Raw genomic sequence first — 20,702 nt, 5'->3', positions numbered from 1 at the left:
ATGGAGAAGCTCCGAATGATGTCCCCCGACCTCACCCAGGCAAACATCGAGAAGCTCGCGGAACTCTTTCCGACTGTGGTCACAGAGTCAGCTGATGAAAGCGGCGCCCCCCGTCGTTCCATTGACTTCGACCTGCTCCGCCAGGAACTCGCCGACCACATCGTTGAGGGACCGCAGGAGCGCTACCAGCTCGACTGGCCCGGTAAGCGAGCCGCCGCGTTCGCAGCGAACGCGCCAATCGCCAAGACGCTGCGACCCGCGCGCAACGAATCTGTCGACTTCGATACGACGAAGAACCTGTTCATCGAGGGTGACAACCTGGAGGCCCTCAAGCTCCTCCAGGAGTCGTACCTCGGCAAAGTCAAGCTGATCTACATCGACCCGCCCTACAACACCGGCAACGACTTCGTCTACGATGACGACTTCGCGGAGTCGAGCGCCGAGTACCTCGCCCGATCGGGTCAAAAGTCGGGCACCGGTGACCGTCTCGTCGCGAATACCGAAGCGAACGGCCGCTTCCATTCCGACTGGCTGAGCATGATGTACCCCCGTCTCAAGCTCGCGAAGAATCTGTTGACTGACGATGGTGTTCTCGTCGTCTCTATCGATGAGAACGAGCATGCGAGCCTCGTGCGACTCGGCGAAGAAGTGCTGGGGGGCGCTTCTTACGTCGGCGAGATTGTCCTCAAGAACAGCAGCAAGAACGACCAGGCATACGTCTCCATCCAGCACGAGTACATCGTCTTTTTCGTCAAGAACAGGCAGGCCAACTCCGGCGACTGGGTCGAGAAGAAGGAGGGCCTCGACAAGATCTACGCCGCGTTCAACGGGTTTCGGAAGAAGCACGGCGATGATTGGACAGCCATCAACGCAGAGGCGAAGGCCTGGTACAGGCAGTTCCCCGCGAGTGATCCGGTCTCAGCGAGTAGGCACTACACCTGGATGGATGCGCGAGGCGTGTACTTCCCGGATAACATCGCTGGTCCGAATGACGGGCAGTACGTCTACGACGTGACACATCCTCTCACCGGGAAGACCGTGAAGATGCCATCGACCGGGTGGCGCTACCCCGAGGCCGCGATGCGCGAACGGATTTCCGAGGAACGGGTGCATTTCGGCCCTGACGAAACGACTGTCCCGAACAACAAGACTTACCTCGCGAACACCGAGTTTCAGAGCCTTACGAGCATCCGCTATGTCGATGGACGCGCGGCCTCGAAGCGACTCGCGACGCTGTTCGGCGAGAAGGTGTTCACAAACCCGAAGGATGAGTTCCTCCTTCGGGACATCTACCGTGCCGTGGGCGTGACGGGCGACGACACCGTCCTCGATATGTTCGCGGGGTCGGGTTCGGCCATGCAGGCTGTGCTCGAACTGAACCGCGGCGCGGCGACCTCCTCCTGCCGTTTCATTGGCATCCAGATCGCCGAGGATTTGACCGAGACGCTCAAGACGGCGAGAGGCGCGGCGAAACAGATCACGACCAACGCAATCAGTCTCCTCGCGCGCCTGGATCGGCCCGCGACTGTCGCTGAGATCACGAAGCAGCGAATGCGACTCGTGTACGAGCACCTGGTGGACGACCCGATGCTGGACAGAGGTTTTCGCGTGTTGAAAATAGACTCCTCAAACCTGGCCGACACGCTTGCAACGGCAGACGACCTGGTGCAGATCGCCCTCGCGGAGTCTGTCGACAGCGTGAAGTCGGGCCGGACCGACGAGGATCTGCTCTTCCAGGTGCTACTCGACTGGGGGCTCGACCTCGCCGCGCCGATCGCGGTCAACGAGGCGGGCTCCCGACGAGTGCTGTCTGTCGACGATGACGCTCTGATCGCTTGCTTCGCCAACGACGTTTCCGACGATCTCGTGAGGACGATCGCAGAGCGGCATCCGTTGCGAGCTGTTTTCTTGGACGCGGGCTTCGCCACCGACGCTGCGCGAATCAACGCCGAGCAGATCTTCCGCGAGGTATCGCCCGAGACTGAAGTCCGAACGATCTGAGGCCCGCATCAATGACCCCCGCCGAAATGACTGACCTCCTCCTCGACCGCCTTCTCGCCGGCTGGGAGAACGAGATTGTCGAGTTCAAGGAAGCCGGCGACGGCTACTCAACGGACAAGATCGGTGCGTACTTCTCGGCGCTGTCGAACGAAGCCAACCTCCGGGGCGCGGAATCGGGGTGGCTGGTGTTTGGGGTGAAGAACACGACTCGCAATGTCGTCGGCACTCCCTACCGCCCAGAGCCCGGGCGATTGCAGAGTCTGAAGATGCAGATCGCTGAGAACGCCGAGCCGAGCGCAACCTTCAGCGAGATCCTCGAGCTCGCGCACCCCGACGGACGGGTCCTGCTGCTGAAGGTCCCCCCTGCACCTCGCGGCATCCCCATCGCGTGGAAGGGGCACTACTACGCGCGCAGCGGTGAGAGCCTGGACTCGCTGCATCTGTCGAAGCTCGATGAGATCCGTGCTCAGACGCTGGCCACTGACTGGACCGCAGTGGTCGTCCCTTCCGCAACGATGAAGCACCTCGACCCTGCCGCAATCGCCCGTGCTCGCCAGGGATTCGCCGAGCGGAACGGGCCCCGCCTCCCGGCTGCTGACATCGCCTCTTGGGGTGATGCGAAGTTCCTCGCCAAGGCGCGGCTGACGCGCGACGGCGGCATCACCCGGGCAGCCCTCCTTCTGCTCGGCGCCGACACCTCGACGCATCTTCTGAGTCCCCATCCCGCGCAACTGACTTGGAAGCTCGTCGGCCAGGAGTCCGCGTATCGACATTTCCGGCTCCCGTTCCTCCTCAACGCGACCGAACTGGCCAACCAGATCCGCAATGTGCAGCTGCGCCTGCTGCCGCCGAACGAGCTCATCTACCGCGAGATCAGCAAATACGACGAGCGAAGCATCCTCGAGGCGCTGTACAACTGCATCGCTCATCAGGACTACACCACGGCTTCCCGGGTCATCGTGACTGAGCACGTCGACAAGCTCGTCTTCGAGAGTGTCGGCGAGTTCTACGACGGCACGCCTGGCGACTATGCGCTCGACGAGCGCATCCCACGGAAGTACCGGAACCCGTTCCTCGTCGAGGCGATGACAGAGCTCAATCTCATCGACCAGATGGGCTACGGTATCCATCGCATGGTGCAGGATCAGGTGCGCCGGTTCCTTCCGCTGCCGGACTATGACCTCACACAATCGGCCGAGGTCAAGTTGACGATCCCCGGTGCTGTCATCGATGAGTCGTACTCTCAGCTGCTCATGGTTCGTACCGACCTGCCGCTGGACGATGTGCTCGCACTCGACCGTGTGCAGAAGCGCTTACCGATCACCGACGAGGCAATCAAGCGGCTACGCAAAGCGAAGCTCATCGAAGGACGACGCCCCAATCTTCATGTGAGTGCGACGGTTGCTGCTGTGACCGGACGCAAGGCCGACTACATCCGCACGCGTGCGCAAGACGACGCACACTTCTCCCAGCTCATCATCGACTACCTCAGCCAGTACGGTGGAGCGTCCCGAAAGGAGATCGACGGACTCCTGGGAAAGTATCTGCCAGACGTACTGGACGCCGCCCAGCAGCGATCCAAGGTGACGAACCTGCTCAGCAAGATGCGTCGGGACGGAAGGATCCGCAACGCCGGCAGCCAGCAAAAGCCGCGATGGGAGCTTGTTTAGCTATGTCTCTAGGAGCGATGAACTACACAAGCCGTATGCATCGGATGGGCCGTGGGCGCCCGGAAACACGGGCGACTTCTTGCATACGCAGGCGCCGAAGTAGACAAGATCAGCAGGTAGGCACAGTATGAAACTCCAGTTCAAGGTCCAGCAGTACCAGACCGAGGCCGTCGACGCCGTGGTCGACGTGTTCGCAGGTCAGCCCTTCGCCGACGGGGTGAAGTACCGTATCGACCCAGGCAAGGACACCGCCCCGACGCTTCTCGATGATGCGGGTCTGCGCAACTCCGCGATCAGCGTCTCGATGCCGCAGCTCTTGGAGAACGTCCACGGCATCCAGAAGGTCCGTGGTCTGCCACTGTCGAAGAGCCTGGTGACGTCGCCGGCCGCGCCGATCAACCTTGACATCGAGATGGAGACCGGCACCGGCAAGACGTATGTCTACATCAAGACGATCATGGAGCTGCACAAGCGCTACGGCTGGTCGAAGTACATCGTGGTCGTTCCGAGCATCGCGATCCGTGAAGGCGTTAAGAAGTCGTTCGACATCACCGCTGAGCACTTCCAGCAGCTCTACGGAACGAAGCCCCGCACGTTCGTCTACAGCTCCTCACGGCTGCACGAGCTCGAGCGGTTCTCGTCCGACGCCGGTGTACAGGTGATGATCATCAACACTCAAGCTTTCAACGCAACGGGCAAGGACGCCCGCCGCATCTACGAGGTGCTCGATGACTTCCAGTCACGGAAGCCCATCGACGTGATCGCCGCGAACCGGCCGATCCTCATCATCGACGAGCCCCAGAAGATCGAAGGTGATGGCAAGAGGGCATCCAAGTCACTGACAGCCTTGGGTCTGTTCAACGCCCTGTTCGCGCTGCGGTACTCGGCGACGCACAAGATCTTACGCACGAAGGTGCACCGGCTCGATGCACTGGATGCCTACAACAAGAAGCTCGTGAAGAGAATCGCAGTTCGCGGTATCACTGTGAAGGGTCTGCCTGGCAGCACTGCCTACCTCTACGTCGACGGGCTCGAGGTCGGCAAGGGGGCTGACTTCCCGAAGGCTCGCGTCGAGCTCTATGTGCAGCCTGCGGGAAGCTCGAACCCTAGGCCGAAGTCGGTACGACTTTCGAAGGGTTCTCGACTTCATGACATCTCGAACGGCATCGAAGCCTACAAGGATCTCGTCGTCGTTGATGTCGACGCGAACCAGGACTACATCGAGCTGTCGAATGGTGAACGCATCTTTGCCGGGCAAGTCACCAACGATCTCACCGACGATGCGACGCGTCGCATCCAGATTCGCGAGGTCATCCGGGCACACCTCGACAAAGAGCGCGAGCTGTTTGCACAGGGCATCAAAGCGCTATCGCTGTTCTTCATCGACGAGGTCGCCAAGTATCGCGACTACACCCGGGAGGACACCCTTGGCGACTACGCGCGCGTCTTCGAGGAGGAATACGACGCGATCGTCGCCGACTTCCTCGGCCAGATGGACCTCGATGAGGCAACGGTGCAGTACCGCGCCCACTTGGAGTCCATCCCTGTGGGAAAGACTCACCAGGGCTACTTCTCAATCGACAAGAAGTCCGGGCACCAGGTCGACGGGTCTGTGAAGAAGACGGGCGAGACCGCCGGCCAGTCCGACGACGTCGCGGCCTACGACCTGATCTTGAAGGACAAGGAGCGACTTCTGTCGTTCGAGGAGCCCGTGCGGTTCATCTGGTCGCACTCCGCCCTCCGCGAGGGCTGGGACAACCCGAACGTCTTTGTTATGGGCATGCTCAAGAAGAGCGACAACACCACCACGCGGCGGCAAGAGATCGGACGCGGCCTGCGCCTGTCGGTCGACCAGCACGGCGAGCGGATGGACAATCCGATCACAGTGCACGACATCAATGAACTGACCGTCGTCACGGATGAGTCTTACACCGAGTTCGTGACCGCGCTGCAGAGAGAGATCGTCGACTCTCTCAGCGCCAGGCCTCGCAAGGCGAGCCCAGAGTTCTTCGCCGGCAAGATCGTTGAAAACGCGACAACGGGCGAGAAGCTCGCCATCACGGATGACCAAGCCAAGCAGCTGCAGTTCTGGCTGACGACGAACGGCTTCATCGACTACGAACAGAATCTCACCGACAAGTGGATCAGCCGAGGAGACATCGATATGCCGCCGATGCCCGCAGGGCTCGACCAGTACCATTACCAGGTCGCTGAGCTGATCGATTCCCTTCACCTCAACATCCCCGCACCGACTGATGGGAGGAAGCCGAAGAAGGTGCCCCTCAACGAATCGAACTTCCACAAGCGTGAGTTCCAGGAGCTCTGGGCGCGGATCAACCACAAAGCCGTGTACCAGGTGGAGTTCGACTCGACCGAGCTGATCAGCAACTGCATCCAGACGCTCGACAAGGCGCTCAACGTGACCGTCATGCAGTACGTCGTACAAAAGGGCATTCAACTCGCCTCACTTGAAGCCGAACAGCTCGAGGCCGGCGAGGGATTCAAGGTCGCGACCACCAAAGTCGAAGAGTCCGCGCTCTCCGCCGGTTCGACAGTGAAATACGACTTGCTCGGTGAGATCGCAGAGAAGACCCAGCTCACTCGGCGAACCTGTGCGGCGATCCTCACCGGCATCAACCCGGGGACGTTCGCAAAGTTTAAGCAGAACCCCGAACAGTTCATCACCGAGGCGGCGCGACTCATCAACGAGCAGAAGGCGGCCGTCATCATTGAGCACCTCACATACGACGCCCTCGATGACCGCTACGACTCGTCGATCTTCACTGAGAATCAGACCGCCCAGGACCTGTCGAAGGCGGGTGACAAGCTGAGCAAGAGCGTCTACGAGTATGTGGTCACCGACTCCAAGGTGGAGCGCTCATTCGTCACCGAACTCGACACCAGCGACGAGGTCGTCGTGTACTCGAAGCTGCCTCGTGGGTTCTTCATCCCCACGCCGGTCGGCGACTACAATCCGGACTGGGCGATCGCTTTCCGCGAGGGCAGCGTCAAGCACGTGTACTTCGTCGCGGAAACCAAAGGGTCGATGTCCACCCTCCAGCTCAAGGGCGTCGAAGACGCCAAGATCGAGTGCGCCAGGAAGTTCTTCGAATCCCTCAATCGCAATAGCGCCATGGATGCTGTGCGGTACGACGTCATCGACAGCTACGACTCGCTGCTCCAGCTCGCGGCGACCTGACAAGATGCAGCCACACCGTGCAGGGCTACGACCTGAACTATACCGGGGTCATCATCGGACCGGACCTCCGCCTCCACCTAGCAACCGGCGACCGGCGACCGGCGCGGATCGCGAGAGCTATCGCGACAAGAAGGCAAGGAGAACACCGGGCACCTGAAGGATGCGTTCGGGGACGATGATCTGTTGACGTTCATCAGGACATCTACGGCGTGCTGTTGTCGCGTGAGATGCGTGGAACGTTCGTCTACGTGTATGCCCCAGGGCTGAGAGAGCGTCTGGCCGCGGCGCTCAAGCGCTAGTTCCGCCCCCGCCAAATCTCTCCCCCGAGCTCACCTGCTGCGCCACCCGCCGCAACGCCAGCAACAACGGCTCCACCAGCACCGACCCCAGCACGACGTACCGCACCGCAGCCTCCGCGGACTCCTTCGGCACCCCGGCGATCTCGGCATTCGCGATCCGTCGCGTGCTCGCGAGGTACTCCGCCATCGCCGCATCCGGCACGACGAACCCCGCGTTCTCTAGTCCCTCCAGCGCCCGGGCCACCGCGCTCAGGACCGCCGGGTCACACATCCCGGGCTTCCAGCCGAGCCCTTCAGCTAGCCGCTCGGCCTCGGTCAGATCCAGCGCTTCGTCCAGCGGCGGAGTGATCGCCGCATGCGCGGTTCCCAGCAGGTCGTGCGGACTCTCCGGCGGATCATCCAGTGCCGCCAGCACCCGCCGCGTCTCGGCGATGCTCACGCCCGCATCGAGCAGCGCCCGGATCACTCGAAGCCGCTCTACGTGCTTCTCGCCGTACGCGGCCTGGGTGGGCGCGCTGCGCTCACCCTCGGGCAGCAGCCCCTCGCGCAGGTAGTACTTGATCGTTGGCACGGTCACGCCCGTCTGGGCTGACAGTTCGGAAATTCTCATGGCCACCTCTTGACTTAGATAGTAGCGCTATCCATTATGGATAGTGAGACTATCCAATCAAGAGGAGTCATCATGCCGAAGGTCATCACGGGCCGCATGACCCACCGTCACGAGGGCGAGCTCGTCGTGTTCCACATCGGGATGCAGATCAACCGCTGGCGGCGACCCGACCTGTGGCTGCCCACTTTCTTCTCGATGCCGCCGATGCTGCGCGAACTCTCCACCGACCCCGACTCGGGCATGCTCGGCTACCAGCTGCTGTTCGGATCCGGCGGACCTTACGTCGTGCAGTACTGGTCATCAGTTGACAAGCTCTACGCGTACGCGTCCAGCCCCTCGCAGGAGCACCGCCCCGCCTGGACCCGCTTCAACAAGATGGCGCGCAAAGCTCCGGGAGCGGTCGGCATCTGGCACGAGACCTTCCTCGTCGACCGCGCGGAGAGCGTGTACGTGTCGACCAAGTCGATGGGACTGCCGAAGGCGACGGAGTTGGTCGAGGTCGGGAAGCGGCAAGACCGGGCGCAGGCTCGGTTTGCTGAAGGGCGGACTCCGAGGAAGGGACTATGGGCATGAGGCGACCGTCGGGTCTCGCGGCGACCCGGTGCGCGCGGCGCCTGATCGAACGAGCTAGAGCACGCGAGGAAGCGCGACGACGCTCTCCCTAGCCTCTATGCTGGAAAAGCGCAAGCCGATGCCACCACTCGCTGCCTGCGCGCAAACAGGACTGAGGGGATCACAGTGCAGCATCAAGCAATGCATTCGGCGGACGCACAGTGCCGATACTGCCAACTCGACAAGTTCGAAACCACGATCGTCGAGTCGAAAGCGGGTTTCGCGGTTCCATCATTCGGTGCGCTCGTGGAGGGTTGGTCAATAGTTTTTCCGCGGCAGCATGTTCTGGCGCTAGCCGACTTGCGGACCGATGATTGGCTCGCCTTTGATCTCCTTCTGGCTTCTGTTCGGGCTCGTGTCGAATCGCGCTACGGACGCGCCGTGCTGTTCGAGCATGGTTCCGCTGGGACTGGACGCCCGGCCGCTTGCGGTGTTGATCACGCACATATGCACGTGGTTCCCGTCCGTATGTCACTGAGGACCGCAATCACCGATCAATTGGCATCGCCGGAGGCGCCCTGGTCCCCGGTTAACGATCGAGTCGAGCCGATCGCTGAGATGGACTACATCTACGTCGAAGACGAGAGCGGCCGATGGGTAATCCACGACCGCTGGCTACCAAGCCAGGTGGCACGCAAAGCAATCGCCTCACATCTCGGCTTGACAATTTGGGATTGGAAAGAATCTGGGAACGAGGAAATCGTCGAGGCCACTCGGCGCGCCCTAAAATCGGCAGCGTAACATGGTCCCTATCCCTGAAGACAACGAAGACGTCCGGGTTGGCGAAGAAGCAACGTCCTTCGCGCCGGCCGCGCCGACGGACGGACGTTCGGAGGGCGACTGGCAGACGAAATATGAACCGGCCGCGAGAAAGTCGATTCAATTCGAAGGTTTCTTGATCTGGACGTATCTAGTTCTAGCCTTGGCGCTCATCGTGGCTGTAGTGACTCAAACCCACCTCCATTTTATCCCCCTTCCGCGGCATGCCACTGCGGCACTCGCACCCTATTTCTTGGCCTTCCTCGGCGGCTTTCTCGGTGGCACGCTCTTCAGCATGAAATGGCTCTACCACACCGTCGCTCGCAACATCTGGAATCGAGATCGTAGGCTTTGGCGCGTCTCGACGCCGTTGCTCGCTGCGGGGGCCGCGTTGACTATCATCCTGCTGTGCGCGTCGGGCGTGCTTCCCTTCTTCGGCCCCGAACTTGTGCGCAGCCCCGCTGGCGCCCTCGGCCTGTCTATTGTTTTCGGCTATTTTTCAGATCGCGCATTTAGCACACTCGAAAACGTAATGTCAGGCCTTGGAATGGAAAAGAAGACGAAACCCGCGACTGGAGCAACGTCGCCCAATACCGCCAAAACCGGCGGCGCTAGTGGCGGCAGCAGCCAGGGCGCCCCAGAGGTTAATCGTGACGGATCAAGCTAATTCGTCAGACATTCTTGCCGCAACACCGTCGCTGCAGCCTATTGGCGTACCATTAGCTGAGCCGCGGAGCGCAGGCGGTAAGGCTAGCGGACTTCTCCAACTGAGCCCACAGTGGTACCCGGAGACAATCATTGTCCTACCGGCCGCTCATGCCTCGCAGAAGGCCGGCAAGATCGCCAAGGGATTCCTGATTGACCTCCCCGGCGCGGCGGTAGTTCTGAATCGGGTCGCCAGCACCTCGCCGAGCGGCCGCGTCTACGTGCGAAGCAACGCGCGAACAGAAAACCTCTATGAGCGAGGGCGCTTCGAATCAGTATCGATTGACAACGATGTAACAGATCTCGAAACGACGATTGAACGTCTTTGGGGCGAAGTCGTCGAGGCCCACATAGACCTCGGTTTTCTCTTACAGCCACTCATCGAGGTCCGTGCCTCAGGGCACCTGTCTAATGAGCACCGAGTCAGCCGCGAGGCGAATCTCTGGATTTCAGAGTACGACGGTTGGACGGGGGCCACCGCCGCCGGCCGTTGGAGGGTCGATGGCGCTGACCCGGCACCCAACGGACCGCTCCTCTGCTCCAACGGAAAGCAGGTCGAATCGATACTGCGCTCGGTAGCGAAGCGTCTCAGCAAACATCAGGTGCGATATCACTTGGAATGGATTTGGGACGGCGCGCGGGTGTGGATCGTCCAATCAGACGCCGTCGAGCCGCAAGTGGGGCCGGCTCCAGGGGACGCCTGGACACCTACTATCGGTGACGACGTACCCGCCGGTGCCCTCACGGTGTGGTCTCTCTGCACACCTCCGAGTGAAGGGGGTCCGCCGCTAAGTTCATGGCCGAAGGCTAGTGCTCTCGATGAATTCGCCCGTTCCGGACTCCCAGTGGCCGATTTGTGGAGGCTAGAGGGCAGATCTGTGATGCAGGCACTCGCCGACGGCGATGACATTGCCGGCATGGAGGAGGACCTCAGCAGAATTTGCTCAGGGCACGTCGTGGTGCGCACGGATATCCGCGGCGGCCAAGATTTGGTTATGTTACCGAAGACTGGCACGACGATCAGCGCGTCGGAGGTATTCGACTGGTTGAGGTCCACAACCGCGGGCCTGATGAGGGACGGGCATCGACCCCAAGACATCTCATTCCTGGCACACCGATTCCTTGCCTCGCGCGCCGCGGCATGGGTCCATGCCCGCCCCGACGATCCGATGGTTACGGTTGCCAGTATCTGGGGCCTGGCTGATGGGCTTGCCTGGCTTCCTCATGACCGAGGATGGGTAAACGTAGATACGGATGACGTTAGGCGCAGCGTCAGCGCCAAGACGTCGTTCCTCGATGTGGACGCGAACCGGGGTTGGACTTACCGTGATTCACCAACGGAGTGGATCTGGCGGGCCAGTATGAGCAAGGATGAGCTTCGAACAGTCGCCCAAGGATCCAGGCAACTAGCAGATGAACTCGGCGAATCAGTCCTTGTGATGTGGTTTATCGGTGTTCGCGGGCGAGCGTCTTACTACCTACCATGGTTCCACATGCCCGCTCCAGTGGACCTCGATGACGTACCCCCAACCGTCTCTCCTCAGAGTACTCGAATTGACATCAGGTCGATCGAGGATCTTCAGCGAATCGTGGCGTCCGAGCTTTCAGGCAGCCCCGTCGTGCTGCGAGTACGCCCCCTTCCTGAATTTGTTCGGGACAATCGATTTGTAGATGTTTTGGCTGAAAAAGCCAACGACATCAACGCGACTGTCGAATTGGTCGGGAGTTCACTGGCGCATCCCTATTATGTGCTGCGGCGGGCGGGCGTGACTGTGAGCTGCATCGACACATTGGAAGAGAAGTCGATACAATTCAATAAGTTGGTTCGCGACGGGATCGTCGAAAAGATTCTTGCAGGGGGCGAATCAGCAACTGCCTATACCGCAACGGGCGCTGACCTCGCACAACGTTTGCGTCGCAAGGCGGTCGAGGAGGCAATTGAATTGCTCCAAGCTCAGAGCGCGAAAGACACTGTCGAAGAGATGGCAGACTTGTTGGAGGTTTTAGATGGCCTCCGGTCGTCCCTGGGAGTGAGCCCAGAGGAGATTCTTGACGTTCAGAACAAAAAACGTGAACAACGCGGTGGTTTCCGGGAGGGTGCAGTACTTCTGCGAACAGGTGCACCTGCCGATGCCAAAGGCGCGAAGACTTCGACTCTTTTCGATGAAGATCCCTCGTGGCGGTCTACTTGGCAAGTGAAGAACGACGGCGACAAGATCCGACTGCAGTGTGTCCCCCCACTTTTCGGCGAGCGACACTCATTCCATGCCGTCAGTAATGGCGTCAATGTGTTCGTAGAGTACCGCGGTACGGCAATTGAATTGTCGGTGATGCCGCTGCCAGCAAGCGATGGAGTCGCTTCGACACTGTTCGACGACTAAGAGAGTTGTTGGAGCGAGTCCGGAGGTCACAATTTTCGGACCCTACCATCACGTCACCGGTCCACCCCCACCTCCGCATCGATCCCATCCCGCGATCCCACAACCTCCGCCACCGGCACAGCATCCGCTAACCGCATCCTCTCCTCGTAGCTGAGCGCGATCTCCGCCGCCCCCGCGTTCTCGTCCAACCGCGCCCTCTTCCGCGTCCCGGGAATCGGCACCACGCCTTCCGACAGCACCCACGCGAGCGCCACCTGCGCGACCGTCGCTCCCCTCTCGCGCGCCACCGATTCCACCCTTTCAACCAGCCGGCGATTCGCCGCGAAGGCCTCGGGTTGGAAGCGCGGCAGTCCACGCCTAGCATCTTCGGGCGCCAGCTCGTCGAGCGAACGGATTCCCGAGGTCAGCGTCCCGCGCCCGAGCGGAGAGAACGCCACTACCCCGATGCCGAGCTCGTCGGCGGTCGCCTTCTCGTCGTTGTGCAGCATGTCCCGGGCGAAGAGCGAGAACTCCGACTGCACGGCCGCGATTGGATGCACCGCATGCGCCCGCCGCAGCGTGGGAGCCGAAGCCTCAGATAGCCCGATATGCCGCACCTTGCCTTCGCGCACGAGGTCGGCCAGCGCGCCGACGCTCTCCTCGATCGGCACCTTCGGATCGACCCGGTGCAGGTAGTAGAGGTCGATCACGTCCATCCCGAGGTGTCGAAGCGACCGCTCGCACGCCCGCCGGATGTACTCCGGGGTGCCGTTGCGTCCGTGGACCGTGCCGTCGTCATCCGTCTCCGACGACGCCTTCGTCGCGATCGTGATCTCGTCGCGCCGAGAACCGAGCGCTCGTCCGATGAGCTTCTCGTTCTCGAACGGACCGTACGCCTCTGCGGTGTCGATGAACGTCACGCCGATGTCGACGGCGTGCTGCAGGGTGGCGATGGCCTCCGCCTCGTCGGTCGGACCGTAGAAGGCGCTCATGCCCATCGCTCCGAGTCCGATCGATGAGACGGTGAGCCCGTCGCCGAGTGCCGATTGCTTCATGAGTCCTCTCCTTCTGTGCGAGCCTTCTGCCCGCGCGACGCGATCACCTCGCGGTACGCGTCGATCTTGGTGTCCAGTGCTTCGAGATGCCGGCGCGTGCGCTCCATCTCCTCGAGCACGCGCTCACGATGCGACTGCAGGATGCTGAGCCTTTCGCCCTCCGTGCCCTGCTCGCGCGACAGGTCGGCGAGCGCTCGCATGTCGGCGACCGACATGCCGGTGGCGCGGAGCATCAGCAGCCCGCCGATCCAGGCCAGGTCGTGCTCGTCGTAGCGCCGGTGTCCGGAGACGTCGCGAGGCGTCGGGTCGAGCATCAGCCCCTCGCGCTCGTAGAAGCGGAGCGTCGAGATCTTCAGCCCTGTGGCATGCGCTACGTCGCCGATCGTGAGGCCCTGCGGCGGCACATCGACGTCGAGCGGGGGAAGGGTGATTCCGTCCATGGGTACAGCTTGCGACCTGAAGTGCGGTGCAGGTCAAGTGGGGGCCACCGAGCAACGACGAAATGCGAACGATGAGGTGAGCATTTTGCTTCTCGGGAGAGCCCGTTCGACTTACGACCGTTCAGCTTTGGTGGCTGACCGCGGTGAAAGAACCAGGATGACTCTTCGCCAGTACGGCTCGACCAGAAACAACGGTTCGTCTCGACGGGCTTCAGCGGCGACCAGCACGGACGTGATTATGGCGATGGCCGCGAACAGCGGTCCGATCCATGGCGCCTCATCTCCGAGGCTCAATCCAAACCCGACGACCGCCCCTACGACGAGCACTCCCGCCATCACGCCAGCGAGCCGGAATGGAGGGCTGATCTTCACCCCGAACATCACGCCCGCGCTGAGTCCGAGAGCTGCAGTCAGAACATAGACGAACATGCCGCGCTCCGAGGTGCTCCGCTGTCGAACGCAACGTCGACCCTCGGCACGGCGCTCGCCAGTGTGCGAGAGATGCAACGCGATCGCTTCATGCAAGCTATATAAGCACACATATGACTACGTCAGAGAGATGTCGGATTCTGCGCGGAGGCGTATCGCACTCGCGTTCGTGGCGACGTTCGAAGGCTCTCGCGACGCGGGCGGCACGAACGCGGTCATAGTCGCCGGATCCTGGGGCCGTAGCAGGCGCCCGTGACGCTCGTCGTCACGCTCCTTCCCTCATTCCTCGTTCTTCGACGCCGTGGATCTTCAGAGAGCTGAACGGAACGCACCCTTGCCAACTCCCTAGGCGAGATCGGGACCTGTGAGACCTTTCGTCTCGCTTCGCTCGCTCAACGACCGAGCACCGCTCCCACGACTTCCTCCCACACCCACCCGCGCAGCCGGGTCTCCGTGGTCGTCACGACCGTCCGCTCCTGCTCCGGCACGAACCCCTCACGCATCCCGGTCGACATCCCGAGCACGGCATCCGCCATCGCCCCCGGCATCCCCGCCGCCCGCAGGCCCTCGAGCATCGACGCATCCGACACCCGGTCGACGACAACCTCACGCCCCAATTCCGAAGTCAGGATCTCCCCGACCTCGGACCACGTCAGGTCCTCAGGCCCGTGCACGGCCTGCACCCGCCGTCCACTCCACTCGCGATTCAACAGCGTCAGCGCAGCGACCTCGGCGATGTCGCGCGGAGCGACCCACGCCATCGGCGCGTCCAGCGGCAGAACCGTCGTCAGCCTCCCGGCCCGTAGCGCGTCCACACCGAGGAGCAGGTTCGAGAAGAAGTACCCGCACCGCAGATGCGTGACGTCGATTCCGAGAGCATCCAGCGCAACCTCGGTCGCCGCGAGCCCGTCGATCTCGCCGACGCCGTGGCGCTTCTCGGCACCGATGCTGCTCTGGAACACCACCCGTTCGATGCCGTTCTCCGTGACTGCCGCGACGAGCCCGTCGGTCGCGCGCGCATAGTCGGCCAGCGGATCTTCCGACATCACCGACGGATCCACCCAGTACAACGCGTCGACTCCGCGCGTCGCCGCGACGACCTGCGCGGCATCCTGCGAATCCGCCTGCGCGACATCGACGTACTCGCGCAGCTCGGCATCGATCGAGTCGTGGTTCCTGGTCAGTAGCAGCGGACGGATGCCGGCGCGCACCAGCATCCGCGTCAGGTGATGGCCCACGTTGCCGTTCGGGGTGGTGAGGGCGATGCGCATGATGATCCTTTCGTCGCGTGTCCGAACACGCTAGGCGCAGATGCGGCCGGATTCTGGCCGCATCCTGCGCGATCATGGAGCTGTGGAATCGCCATCGAACCGCACCCTGCACCTGCTGTCGCTGCTCCAGACCGGCGGCGAATGGACGGTCGACGACCTCGCCGAACGCCTCGACGCCAGTCGCCGCACGATCCGTCGTGACGCGCAACGACTCCGCGATCTCGGGTACGACCTGCGATCCCGCCCTGGTCCCGGAGCCGCGTACCGGCTGCATCCGAGCGCGAAGATCCCGCCGCTGCTGCTCGACGCCGACGAAGTCGCGACCATCATCAACGGCCTGCTGGTGCTCGAGACCTGGAGTCCCGGCGATCCCTCCGCATCCGTCGCCCGCGCGAAACTCGAGCAGACCCTTCCCCCGGCCCTGCGCCGGCGTGCCGCCGCGACCGCGCTCTCGACGCAGATCCTGCAGACCGACCCGGCCCCGGTCGACTTCACGCTCGTCGGAACGCTGTCGGATGCCGTCGCCCACGGCTCGCGCGTCGCCTTCGACTACACCGACCAGCACGGGCACGAAACGCACCGCACGGTCGAGCCGTACCGGCACGTCCTGCGACAAGGGCAGTGGTACGTCGTCGCCTACGACATCGACCGCGAGGACTGGAGACTGTTCCGACTCGACCGGATGCGGGAGGCGCGGATACTCCCCGGCGTGCATGCCGAACGGGAGTTCCCGTTCGACTCGATCGAGGGTTGGTTGACGAGCGACTTCGGGCGGGTCGGAACTGCCAGGTGAGGGCCGGTCTGCGTCATCTGAACATCCCGAGGTCGGTGACGGACGTGGTCGTCGGATCCCAGAGTCGCAGGCCCACGGCGCGCCCATGGATCTCACCACCCACGTGACCGAGGGCTCGCTCGAGATCGTCGACGCGGATCCGGCGAGCGAGCGTGACGTGCGGGGTCCACTCGCCCGGCGTGGTGTGCGGGGCGTCGTCGCCGGGTCCGGCAGCGGCGTGCACGTCCGCGTGGAGATCGAGCAGCTCTGCGGTCGGCACGATGCTGCGCGCCAGCACGCGGCGCTCGCCCGCGCCGAACAGCAGAGGGGCGCTCAGCGTGACCGCGAATGCCGGGCGCTCGACGAGGGCATGCGCGTCGATCGCAGCCAGATCAGTACGCGCCACGAGAGTCACGTGGGGGCGGTTGCTCGCCGACGTGTGATGGCCGAGGCTCGACATCCCGTCGGCGGCGAGCGCGTCCCACTCGCCTCGGACGGCTGCCTCCGTCGACGGATCGAGGAGCAACTCGATCGACAGGAAGGCGCGCTTCGGTTCGGGATCTCGCACGCACCGATTATGTCGCGGCGCGCGCTCGGTGTGCTGGTCGCCGCCACCGTGCTGTCGACGTTTGTGCTCACTCGACGCAGCGGAGGGAAGGCCCGAGAGACGGCCCCGCGCGTCTCCTCGCTGCGCTCGTCGCTCCACGACCCGAGGACTCTCTGTCATTCCGGGCGCTGGTAGAGCCGCATCATCACTAGGTACCAGCTCATGATGCCGACAACGGCCGGTACCTGAAACCAGAGGCGAAGCTCGGGAAAGAGGATGCTGAGAACCAGGCAACCGACGAACCCGCCGATCACGAGCACGGTGGCGACAAGCCGAGAGGTCGGCCTCGTCGTCGTACGGAACCACGACCGGCCGGGTCTGACGTTCATCACCGTTCACCCCTTTTCGAGAGGCTGCGTGCTCCCACGCGCCGGTCCGCAGCGCGCTGGGCGAACCGCCGGCCGCGCAGCATCCGCTCATTCACTCGAGCCTGTCCCGCGACTCGGCCCGCTCTCGTTCGAACTTCCAGGACAGCACCGAGGTCCAGATGATGAACGGGGTCGCGCCGACCACGACGAGCGGAGGCTGCCATTCCGGATGGAGATGCGCGAAGGCCGCACAGACGATGACCCACACCGTGACCGAGATCGTGCCGAGCAGATGACCTACCGGCCGGGTCAGCACGCGGAACCACGCGGCCGGATGCGTCTCCTTCTCTGACTCCCCGGTGGCGCGGAAGCCGTCCTCTGCGGTCTTCATGAGAGCCATAGAAGCACACATATGAGGACACCACCGATATCCTGGTGGAGCCTCCTTCCGGGCAACCACCGGACGGCCTCGGGGTAGAGTCGTCCGCATGTCGAGTCCTGAATCAGACAGGTCAGGGGCTGCCGGTCACACCGCCAGCCCCCGGATCCGCTGAACCCGGCGCCCGCCTCCTGCGCGGGCGCCGATCCGTCGTCTCCGGGCGATGGCCGTGGTGACAAGAAGCTCCCTTTCTTGATCTCTCACCTCGGAGTACTCGATGCCTTTCTCTCTCTATCTGCTCGCCCTGGCGGTCTTCGTCATGGGCACCTCGGAATTCATGCTCGCGGGACTGCTGCCCGCCATCGCGAGAGACCTCGACGTCTCGGTCGGCACCGCCGGCCTGCTGACCTCGGCCTTCGCCATCGGCATGGTCGTCGGCGCGCCCCTCATGGCGTCCGTCGCCCGTCGCTGGCCGCCACGGATCACGCTGATCGCCTGCCTGCTCCTGTTCGCCGGATGCCACATCGTCGGAGCCCTCACTCCCGCGTTCTCGGTTCTGCTGGCCACCCGCGTGCTCAGCGCGCTCGCGAACGCGGGATTCCTCGCCGTCGCACTGACCACGGCGACGGCACTCGCGCCCGCCGATCGGAAAGGACGCGCCTTGGCGGTGCTGCTCTCGGGCACGACGATCGCCACCGTCGCCGGCGTTCCCGCGGGGGCATTGTTCGGCGAGGCGCTCGGATGGCGGTCGACCTTCTGGGCGATCGCTGTCCTCTGCCTGCCCGCGGTGGTCGGGGTGGTGCGCGGCATCCCTCGCGCGTCCGTTCACGCAGGCCCGGATGCTGCGGCGCCGACTCTCCGGCAGGAGCTGCGAGAGCTGACCTCACCGCGTCTCCTCCTCGCCATGCTGCTCGGCGCCCTGGTCAACGGCGGAACCTTCGCCGCGTTCACCTTCCTGGCGCCGATCGTCACCGAGACCGCCGGACTGGATGCCGGCTGGGTCTCGGTCGCGCTGGTGCTGTTCGGCGTCGGGTCGTTCCTCGGCGTCACGATCGCCGGCCGACTGTCGGACCACCACCCGGGCCTCGTGCTCGGAATCGGCGGACCGCTGCTGCTGATGGGGTGGATCGCGGTGGCGCTCGTCGCGTCTCATCCGGTGCCGCTGCTGGCGCTCGTGTTCGTCCAAGGGATGCTGTCGTTCGGCGTCGGCAGCAGCCTCATCGCACGAGTCCTGTACGCGGCATCCGCTGCACCGACGATGGGCGGGGCATATGCGACGGCCGCGCTCAACATCGGCGCGGCCGTCGGGCCGGTGCTCGGCGGGCTCGCGCTGACGACCGACGTCGGCCTGCTCGGACCGGTCTGGATCGCCGCCGCGATGACGGCGGCGGCGCTCTCCGTCGCGTCGCTGACCCGACGCATAGACGACGGAGCCCGGAAACCCTGAGAGGATCGCACAGTGACCGCCACCGTGACGATCCCGACCGGGACCACCGTCATCGTCGACGACGGCAGCCGCCACGACCTCGTCCCCGGCGCCTGCCCGGTGCACGCGACCGACGCGTCCGGACTGCCGGTCCCGGCCGGGGATCGCCCGCACTTCCTCGAGATCGACCTGCCGACCGCCGGCACCACCGGTGTCGGCATCATCCTCGTCCGCATCCCCGCGTACGAAGACGAGTTCCCGGTGCAGACCACCGGCGGCCCGGTGCGGTTCGCGATCGACGGCGGCATCCGGTGACGCGGTAGGTCAGCACTCCACGACGTTCACGGCGAGCCCGCCGCGACTGGTCTCCTTGTACTTGTCGCTCATGTCGGCGCCGGTCTGGCGCATCGTCTCGATCACGGCATCCAGCGACACGAAGTGCGTGCCGTCGCCGTGCAGCGCGAGGCGAGCCGCGGTGACGGCCGTCGTCGCGGCGATCGCGTTGCGTTCGATGCACGGGATCTGCACGAGCCCGGCGATCGGGTCGCACGTCAGCCCGAGGTGATGCTCCATCGCGATCTCGGCCGCGTTCTCGACCTGCAGCGGGGTTCCGCCGAGCACGGCGCACAGGCCCGCGGCCGCCATCGCACAGGCGGACCCGACCTCGGCCTGGCATCCGCCCTCCGCCCCCGAGATCGAGGCGTTGGCCTTGATGAGTGAGCCGATCGCGGCAGCCGTCAGCAGGAACGTGCGCACGCCCTCGCTGCTCGCGCCGGGCTCGAACCGCGAGTAGTGCATGAGCACGGCGGGCAGGATGCCGGCGGCGCCGTTCGTCGGAGCGGTGACCACTCGACCGCCGCCGGCGTTCTCCTCGTTCACCGCGAGCGCGAACGCCTGCAGCCAGTCCGTGCCGACCGGGCGACCGGCCGCCTCCGCCCGCAGGATGCTGTCCCGCATCGCCCGCGCACGCCGCGGTACGCCGAGTCCGCCGGGGAGCGTGCCCTCGGCCTCCAGCCCTGCCTCCACACAGGAGCGCATGGCCTGCCAGATCGCATCGAGCCCGGCCTCGACCTCTGAGGCGCTGCGACAGGCGAGCTCGCCGTCTCGGGCGACGTCGGCGATCGATCGCCCGTCGCCGCACAGCGCGAGCAGCTCGGCAGCGGTGCCGAAGAGCGGAGAACCGACCGCAAGCTCGGGCGCCGCGGCATCCGCCCCCACCCGCTGGATGAAGCCGCCCCCGACCGACAGGTACGTCTCCTCCGCGATCGGCTCCGCCGCATCGGCGAAAGCCCGGATCACGAGGGTGTTCGGATGCCCCTCCGGCCGGGTGAACGGATCGAGCACGACATCCGCGCTGTCGAAGGGCACCGGCACGAGGCCGCCGAACAGCAACGTCGAACCGGTGGGGTGCCCCGACCACGCTCCGCGGACGGATGCCGGGTCGCAGGTCTCCGGCTCCATCCCGGCGAGACCGGCGACCAGTGCGTCGGGCGTGCCGTGACCGAGTCCGGTCGCCGCGAGCGACCCGAACAGCACCGCCTCGATACGCCGCGGACCCTCCGGATGCGCGGCGAGCACGCGGCGCGCGAAGTCGCTTCCTGCCCGCATCGGCCCCACCGTGTGCGACGACGAGGGTCCGATGCCGATCGAGAACAGGTCGAACGCCGACACGTACACGCTCGTGCGTGCCGGCGCACGCGAGGGGCGCGCTGTCATTCGCCGGTCTGCGGGTGCGTCGTGGCACCCTTCGGCCGCTCGGCCTGCCGCGCCAGCAGGTCGGCGCGCGATGCGGGCGTGAGT

20 protein-coding genes are annotated in these 20,702 nt (G+C 64.0%); 11 read left to right on the top strand and 9 right to left on the bottom strand.

What is annotated here, in order from left to right; all coding sequences use genetic code 11:
* From DW306_RS12610 to DW306_RS21625, 4 genes are all read left to right on the top strand, one after another.
* A complete protein-coding gene (locus DW306_RS12610) occupies window positions 1-2,001 on the top strand; it encodes a site-specific DNA-methyltransferase (protein WP_136055943.1) in 2,001 nt (666 codons plus the stop codon).
* 26 nt (window positions 2,002-2,027) lie between these two features.
* Window positions 2,028-3,671 carry an RNA-binding domain-containing protein gene (locus tag DW306_RS12605; protein WP_205814170.1) on the top strand — a complete coding sequence of 548 codons (1,644 nt, stop codon included), beginning with the start codon at window positions 2,028-2,030 and terminating at the stop codon, window positions 3,669-3,671.
* A 127-nt stretch (window positions 3,672-3,798) separates the two neighbouring features.
* Window positions 3,799-6,870: a DEAD/DEAH box helicase family protein gene (locus tag DW306_RS12600; protein WP_136055941.1), complete on the top strand. Its 3,072-nt coding sequence runs from the start codon at window positions 3,799-3,801 to the stop codon at window positions 6,868-6,870.
* Between the two features lie 17 nt (window positions 6,871-6,887).
* Complete coding sequence (locus DW306_RS21625; protein WP_240747186.1) at window positions 6,888-7,049, top strand: DNA/RNA helicase domain-containing protein; 162 nt, start codon at window positions 6,888-6,890, stop codon at window positions 7,047-7,049.
* A 109-nt stretch (window positions 7,050-7,158) separates the two neighbouring features.
* Here the strand turns inward: DW306_RS21625 and DW306_RS12590 are convergent, their stop codons facing one another.
* Window positions 7,159-7,779 (bottom strand): MerR family transcriptional regulator, encoded by a 621-nt coding sequence (locus DW306_RS12590; RefSeq protein WP_136055940.1) that lies wholly within the window; start codon window positions 7,777-7,779, stop codon window positions 7,159-7,161.
* A 72-nt stretch (window positions 7,780-7,851) separates the two neighbouring features.
* On the opposite strand from DW306_RS12590, the gene DW306_RS12585 reads away from it, so the two are divergent.
* The 4 genes from DW306_RS12585 to DW306_RS12570 all read left to right on the top strand — a co-directional run bounded on the left by DW306_RS12585 (window position 7,852) and on the right by DW306_RS12570 (window position 12,236).
* Window positions 7,852-8,352 (top strand): DUF4188 domain-containing protein, encoded by a 501-nt coding sequence (locus tag DW306_RS12585; protein ID WP_136055939.1) that lies wholly within the window; start codon window positions 7,852-7,854, stop codon window positions 8,350-8,352.
* A gap of 180 nt (window positions 8,353-8,532) precedes the next feature.
* Window positions 8,533-9,132 (top strand): hypothetical protein, encoded by a 600-nt coding sequence (locus DW306_RS12580; protein ID WP_136055938.1) that lies wholly within the window; start codon window positions 8,533-8,535, stop codon window positions 9,130-9,132.
* 1 nt (window position 9,133) lies between these two features.
* Complete coding sequence (locus tag DW306_RS12575) at window positions 9,134-9,817, top strand: hypothetical protein (RefSeq protein WP_136055937.1); 684 nt, start codon at window positions 9,134-9,136, stop codon at window positions 9,815-9,817.
* Window positions 9,801-12,236: a nucleoside triphosphate pyrophosphohydrolase gene (locus DW306_RS12570; RefSeq protein WP_136055936.1), complete on the top strand. Its 2,436-nt coding sequence runs from the start codon at window positions 9,801-9,803 to the stop codon at window positions 12,234-12,236. The genes DW306_RS12575 and DW306_RS12570 overlap by 17 nt, the downstream gene beginning before the upstream one ends.
* 53 nt (window positions 12,237-12,289) lie before the next feature.
* Here DW306_RS12570 and DW306_RS12565 read toward each other — a convergent pair whose 3' ends face one another.
* From DW306_RS12565 to DW306_RS12550, 4 genes are all read right to left on the bottom strand, one after another.
* Window positions 12,290-13,270: an aldo/keto reductase gene (locus DW306_RS12565; RefSeq protein WP_136055935.1), complete on the bottom strand. Its 981-nt coding sequence runs from the start codon at window positions 13,268-13,270 to the stop codon at window positions 12,290-12,292.
* Window positions 13,267-13,710, bottom strand: a complete 444-nt coding sequence (locus DW306_RS12560) for a MerR family transcriptional regulator (protein ID WP_136055934.1) — start codon at window positions 13,708-13,710, stop codon at window positions 13,267-13,269. Before DW306_RS12560 ends, DW306_RS12565 begins: the two co-directional genes overlap by 4 nt.
* 111 nt (window positions 13,711-13,821) lie before the next feature.
* Window positions 13,822-14,139: a hypothetical protein gene (locus tag DW306_RS12555; RefSeq protein WP_136055933.1), complete on the bottom strand. Its 318-nt coding sequence runs from the start codon at window positions 14,137-14,139 to the stop codon at window positions 13,822-13,824.
* A gap of 392 nt (window positions 14,140-14,531) precedes the next feature.
* On the bottom strand, window positions 14,532-15,410 hold the full coding sequence (locus tag DW306_RS12550) for an NAD(P)H-binding protein (RefSeq protein ID WP_136055932.1): 879 nt from the start codon (window positions 15,408-15,410) through the stop codon (window positions 14,532-14,534).
* A gap of 82 nt (window positions 15,411-15,492) precedes the next feature.
* Here DW306_RS12550 and DW306_RS12545 point away from each other — a divergent pair, with 82 nt between their 5' ends.
* Complete coding sequence (locus DW306_RS12545) at window positions 15,493-16,203, top strand: WYL domain-containing protein (protein ID WP_240747185.1); 711 nt, start codon at window positions 15,493-15,495, stop codon at window positions 16,201-16,203.
* Between the two features lie 13 nt (window positions 16,204-16,216).
* On the opposite strand, the gene DW306_RS12540 is transcribed toward DW306_RS12545, so the two are convergent.
* From DW306_RS12540 to DW306_RS12530, 3 genes are all read right to left on the bottom strand, one after another.
* The gene (locus DW306_RS12540; protein WP_240747184.1) at window positions 16,217-16,750 is read right to left on the bottom strand and encodes a 2'-5' RNA ligase family protein; all 534 of its coding nucleotides are present in this window, start codon (window positions 16,748-16,750) and stop codon (window positions 16,217-16,219) included.
* 155 nt (window positions 16,751-16,905) lie between these two features.
* Window positions 16,906-17,121: a hypothetical protein gene (locus DW306_RS12535; protein WP_136055929.1), complete on the bottom strand. Its 216-nt coding sequence runs from the start codon at window positions 17,119-17,121 to the stop codon at window positions 16,906-16,908.
* Window positions 17,122-17,209: 88 nt separating this feature from the next.
* Window positions 17,210-17,488, bottom strand: a complete 279-nt coding sequence (locus DW306_RS12530) for a hypothetical protein (protein WP_136055928.1) — start codon at window positions 17,486-17,488, stop codon at window positions 17,210-17,212.
* Window positions 17,489-17,753: 265 nt separating this feature from the next.
* Between DW306_RS12530 and DW306_RS12525 the strand changes: the two genes are divergently transcribed.
* Complete coding sequence (locus DW306_RS12525) at window positions 17,754-18,923, top strand: Cmx/CmrA family chloramphenicol efflux MFS transporter (protein WP_136055927.1); 1,170 nt, start codon at window positions 17,754-17,756, stop codon at window positions 18,921-18,923.
* A gap of 12 nt (window positions 18,924-18,935) precedes the next feature.
* Window positions 18,936-19,217: a hypothetical protein gene (locus tag DW306_RS12520; RefSeq protein WP_136055926.1), complete on the top strand. Its 282-nt coding sequence runs from the start codon at window positions 18,936-18,938 to the stop codon at window positions 19,215-19,217.
* 9 nt (window positions 19,218-19,226) lie between these two features.
* On the opposite strand, the gene DW306_RS12515 is transcribed toward DW306_RS12520, so the two are convergent.
* A complete protein-coding gene (locus DW306_RS12515; RefSeq protein ID WP_136055925.1) occupies window positions 19,227-20,618 on the bottom strand; it encodes an L-serine ammonia-lyase in 1,392 nt (463 codons plus the stop codon).
* Window positions 20,619-20,702: the final 84 nt, after the last annotated feature.

This window comes from Microbacterium sp. K24, from assembly GCF_004794465.1.
Taxonomy (GTDB): domain Bacteria; phylum Actinomycetota; class Actinomycetes; order Actinomycetales; family Microbacteriaceae; genus Microbacterium.
Note: the sequence above shows the minus strand (reverse complement) of the source record. Positions and strands in the feature narration are given on the sequence as shown.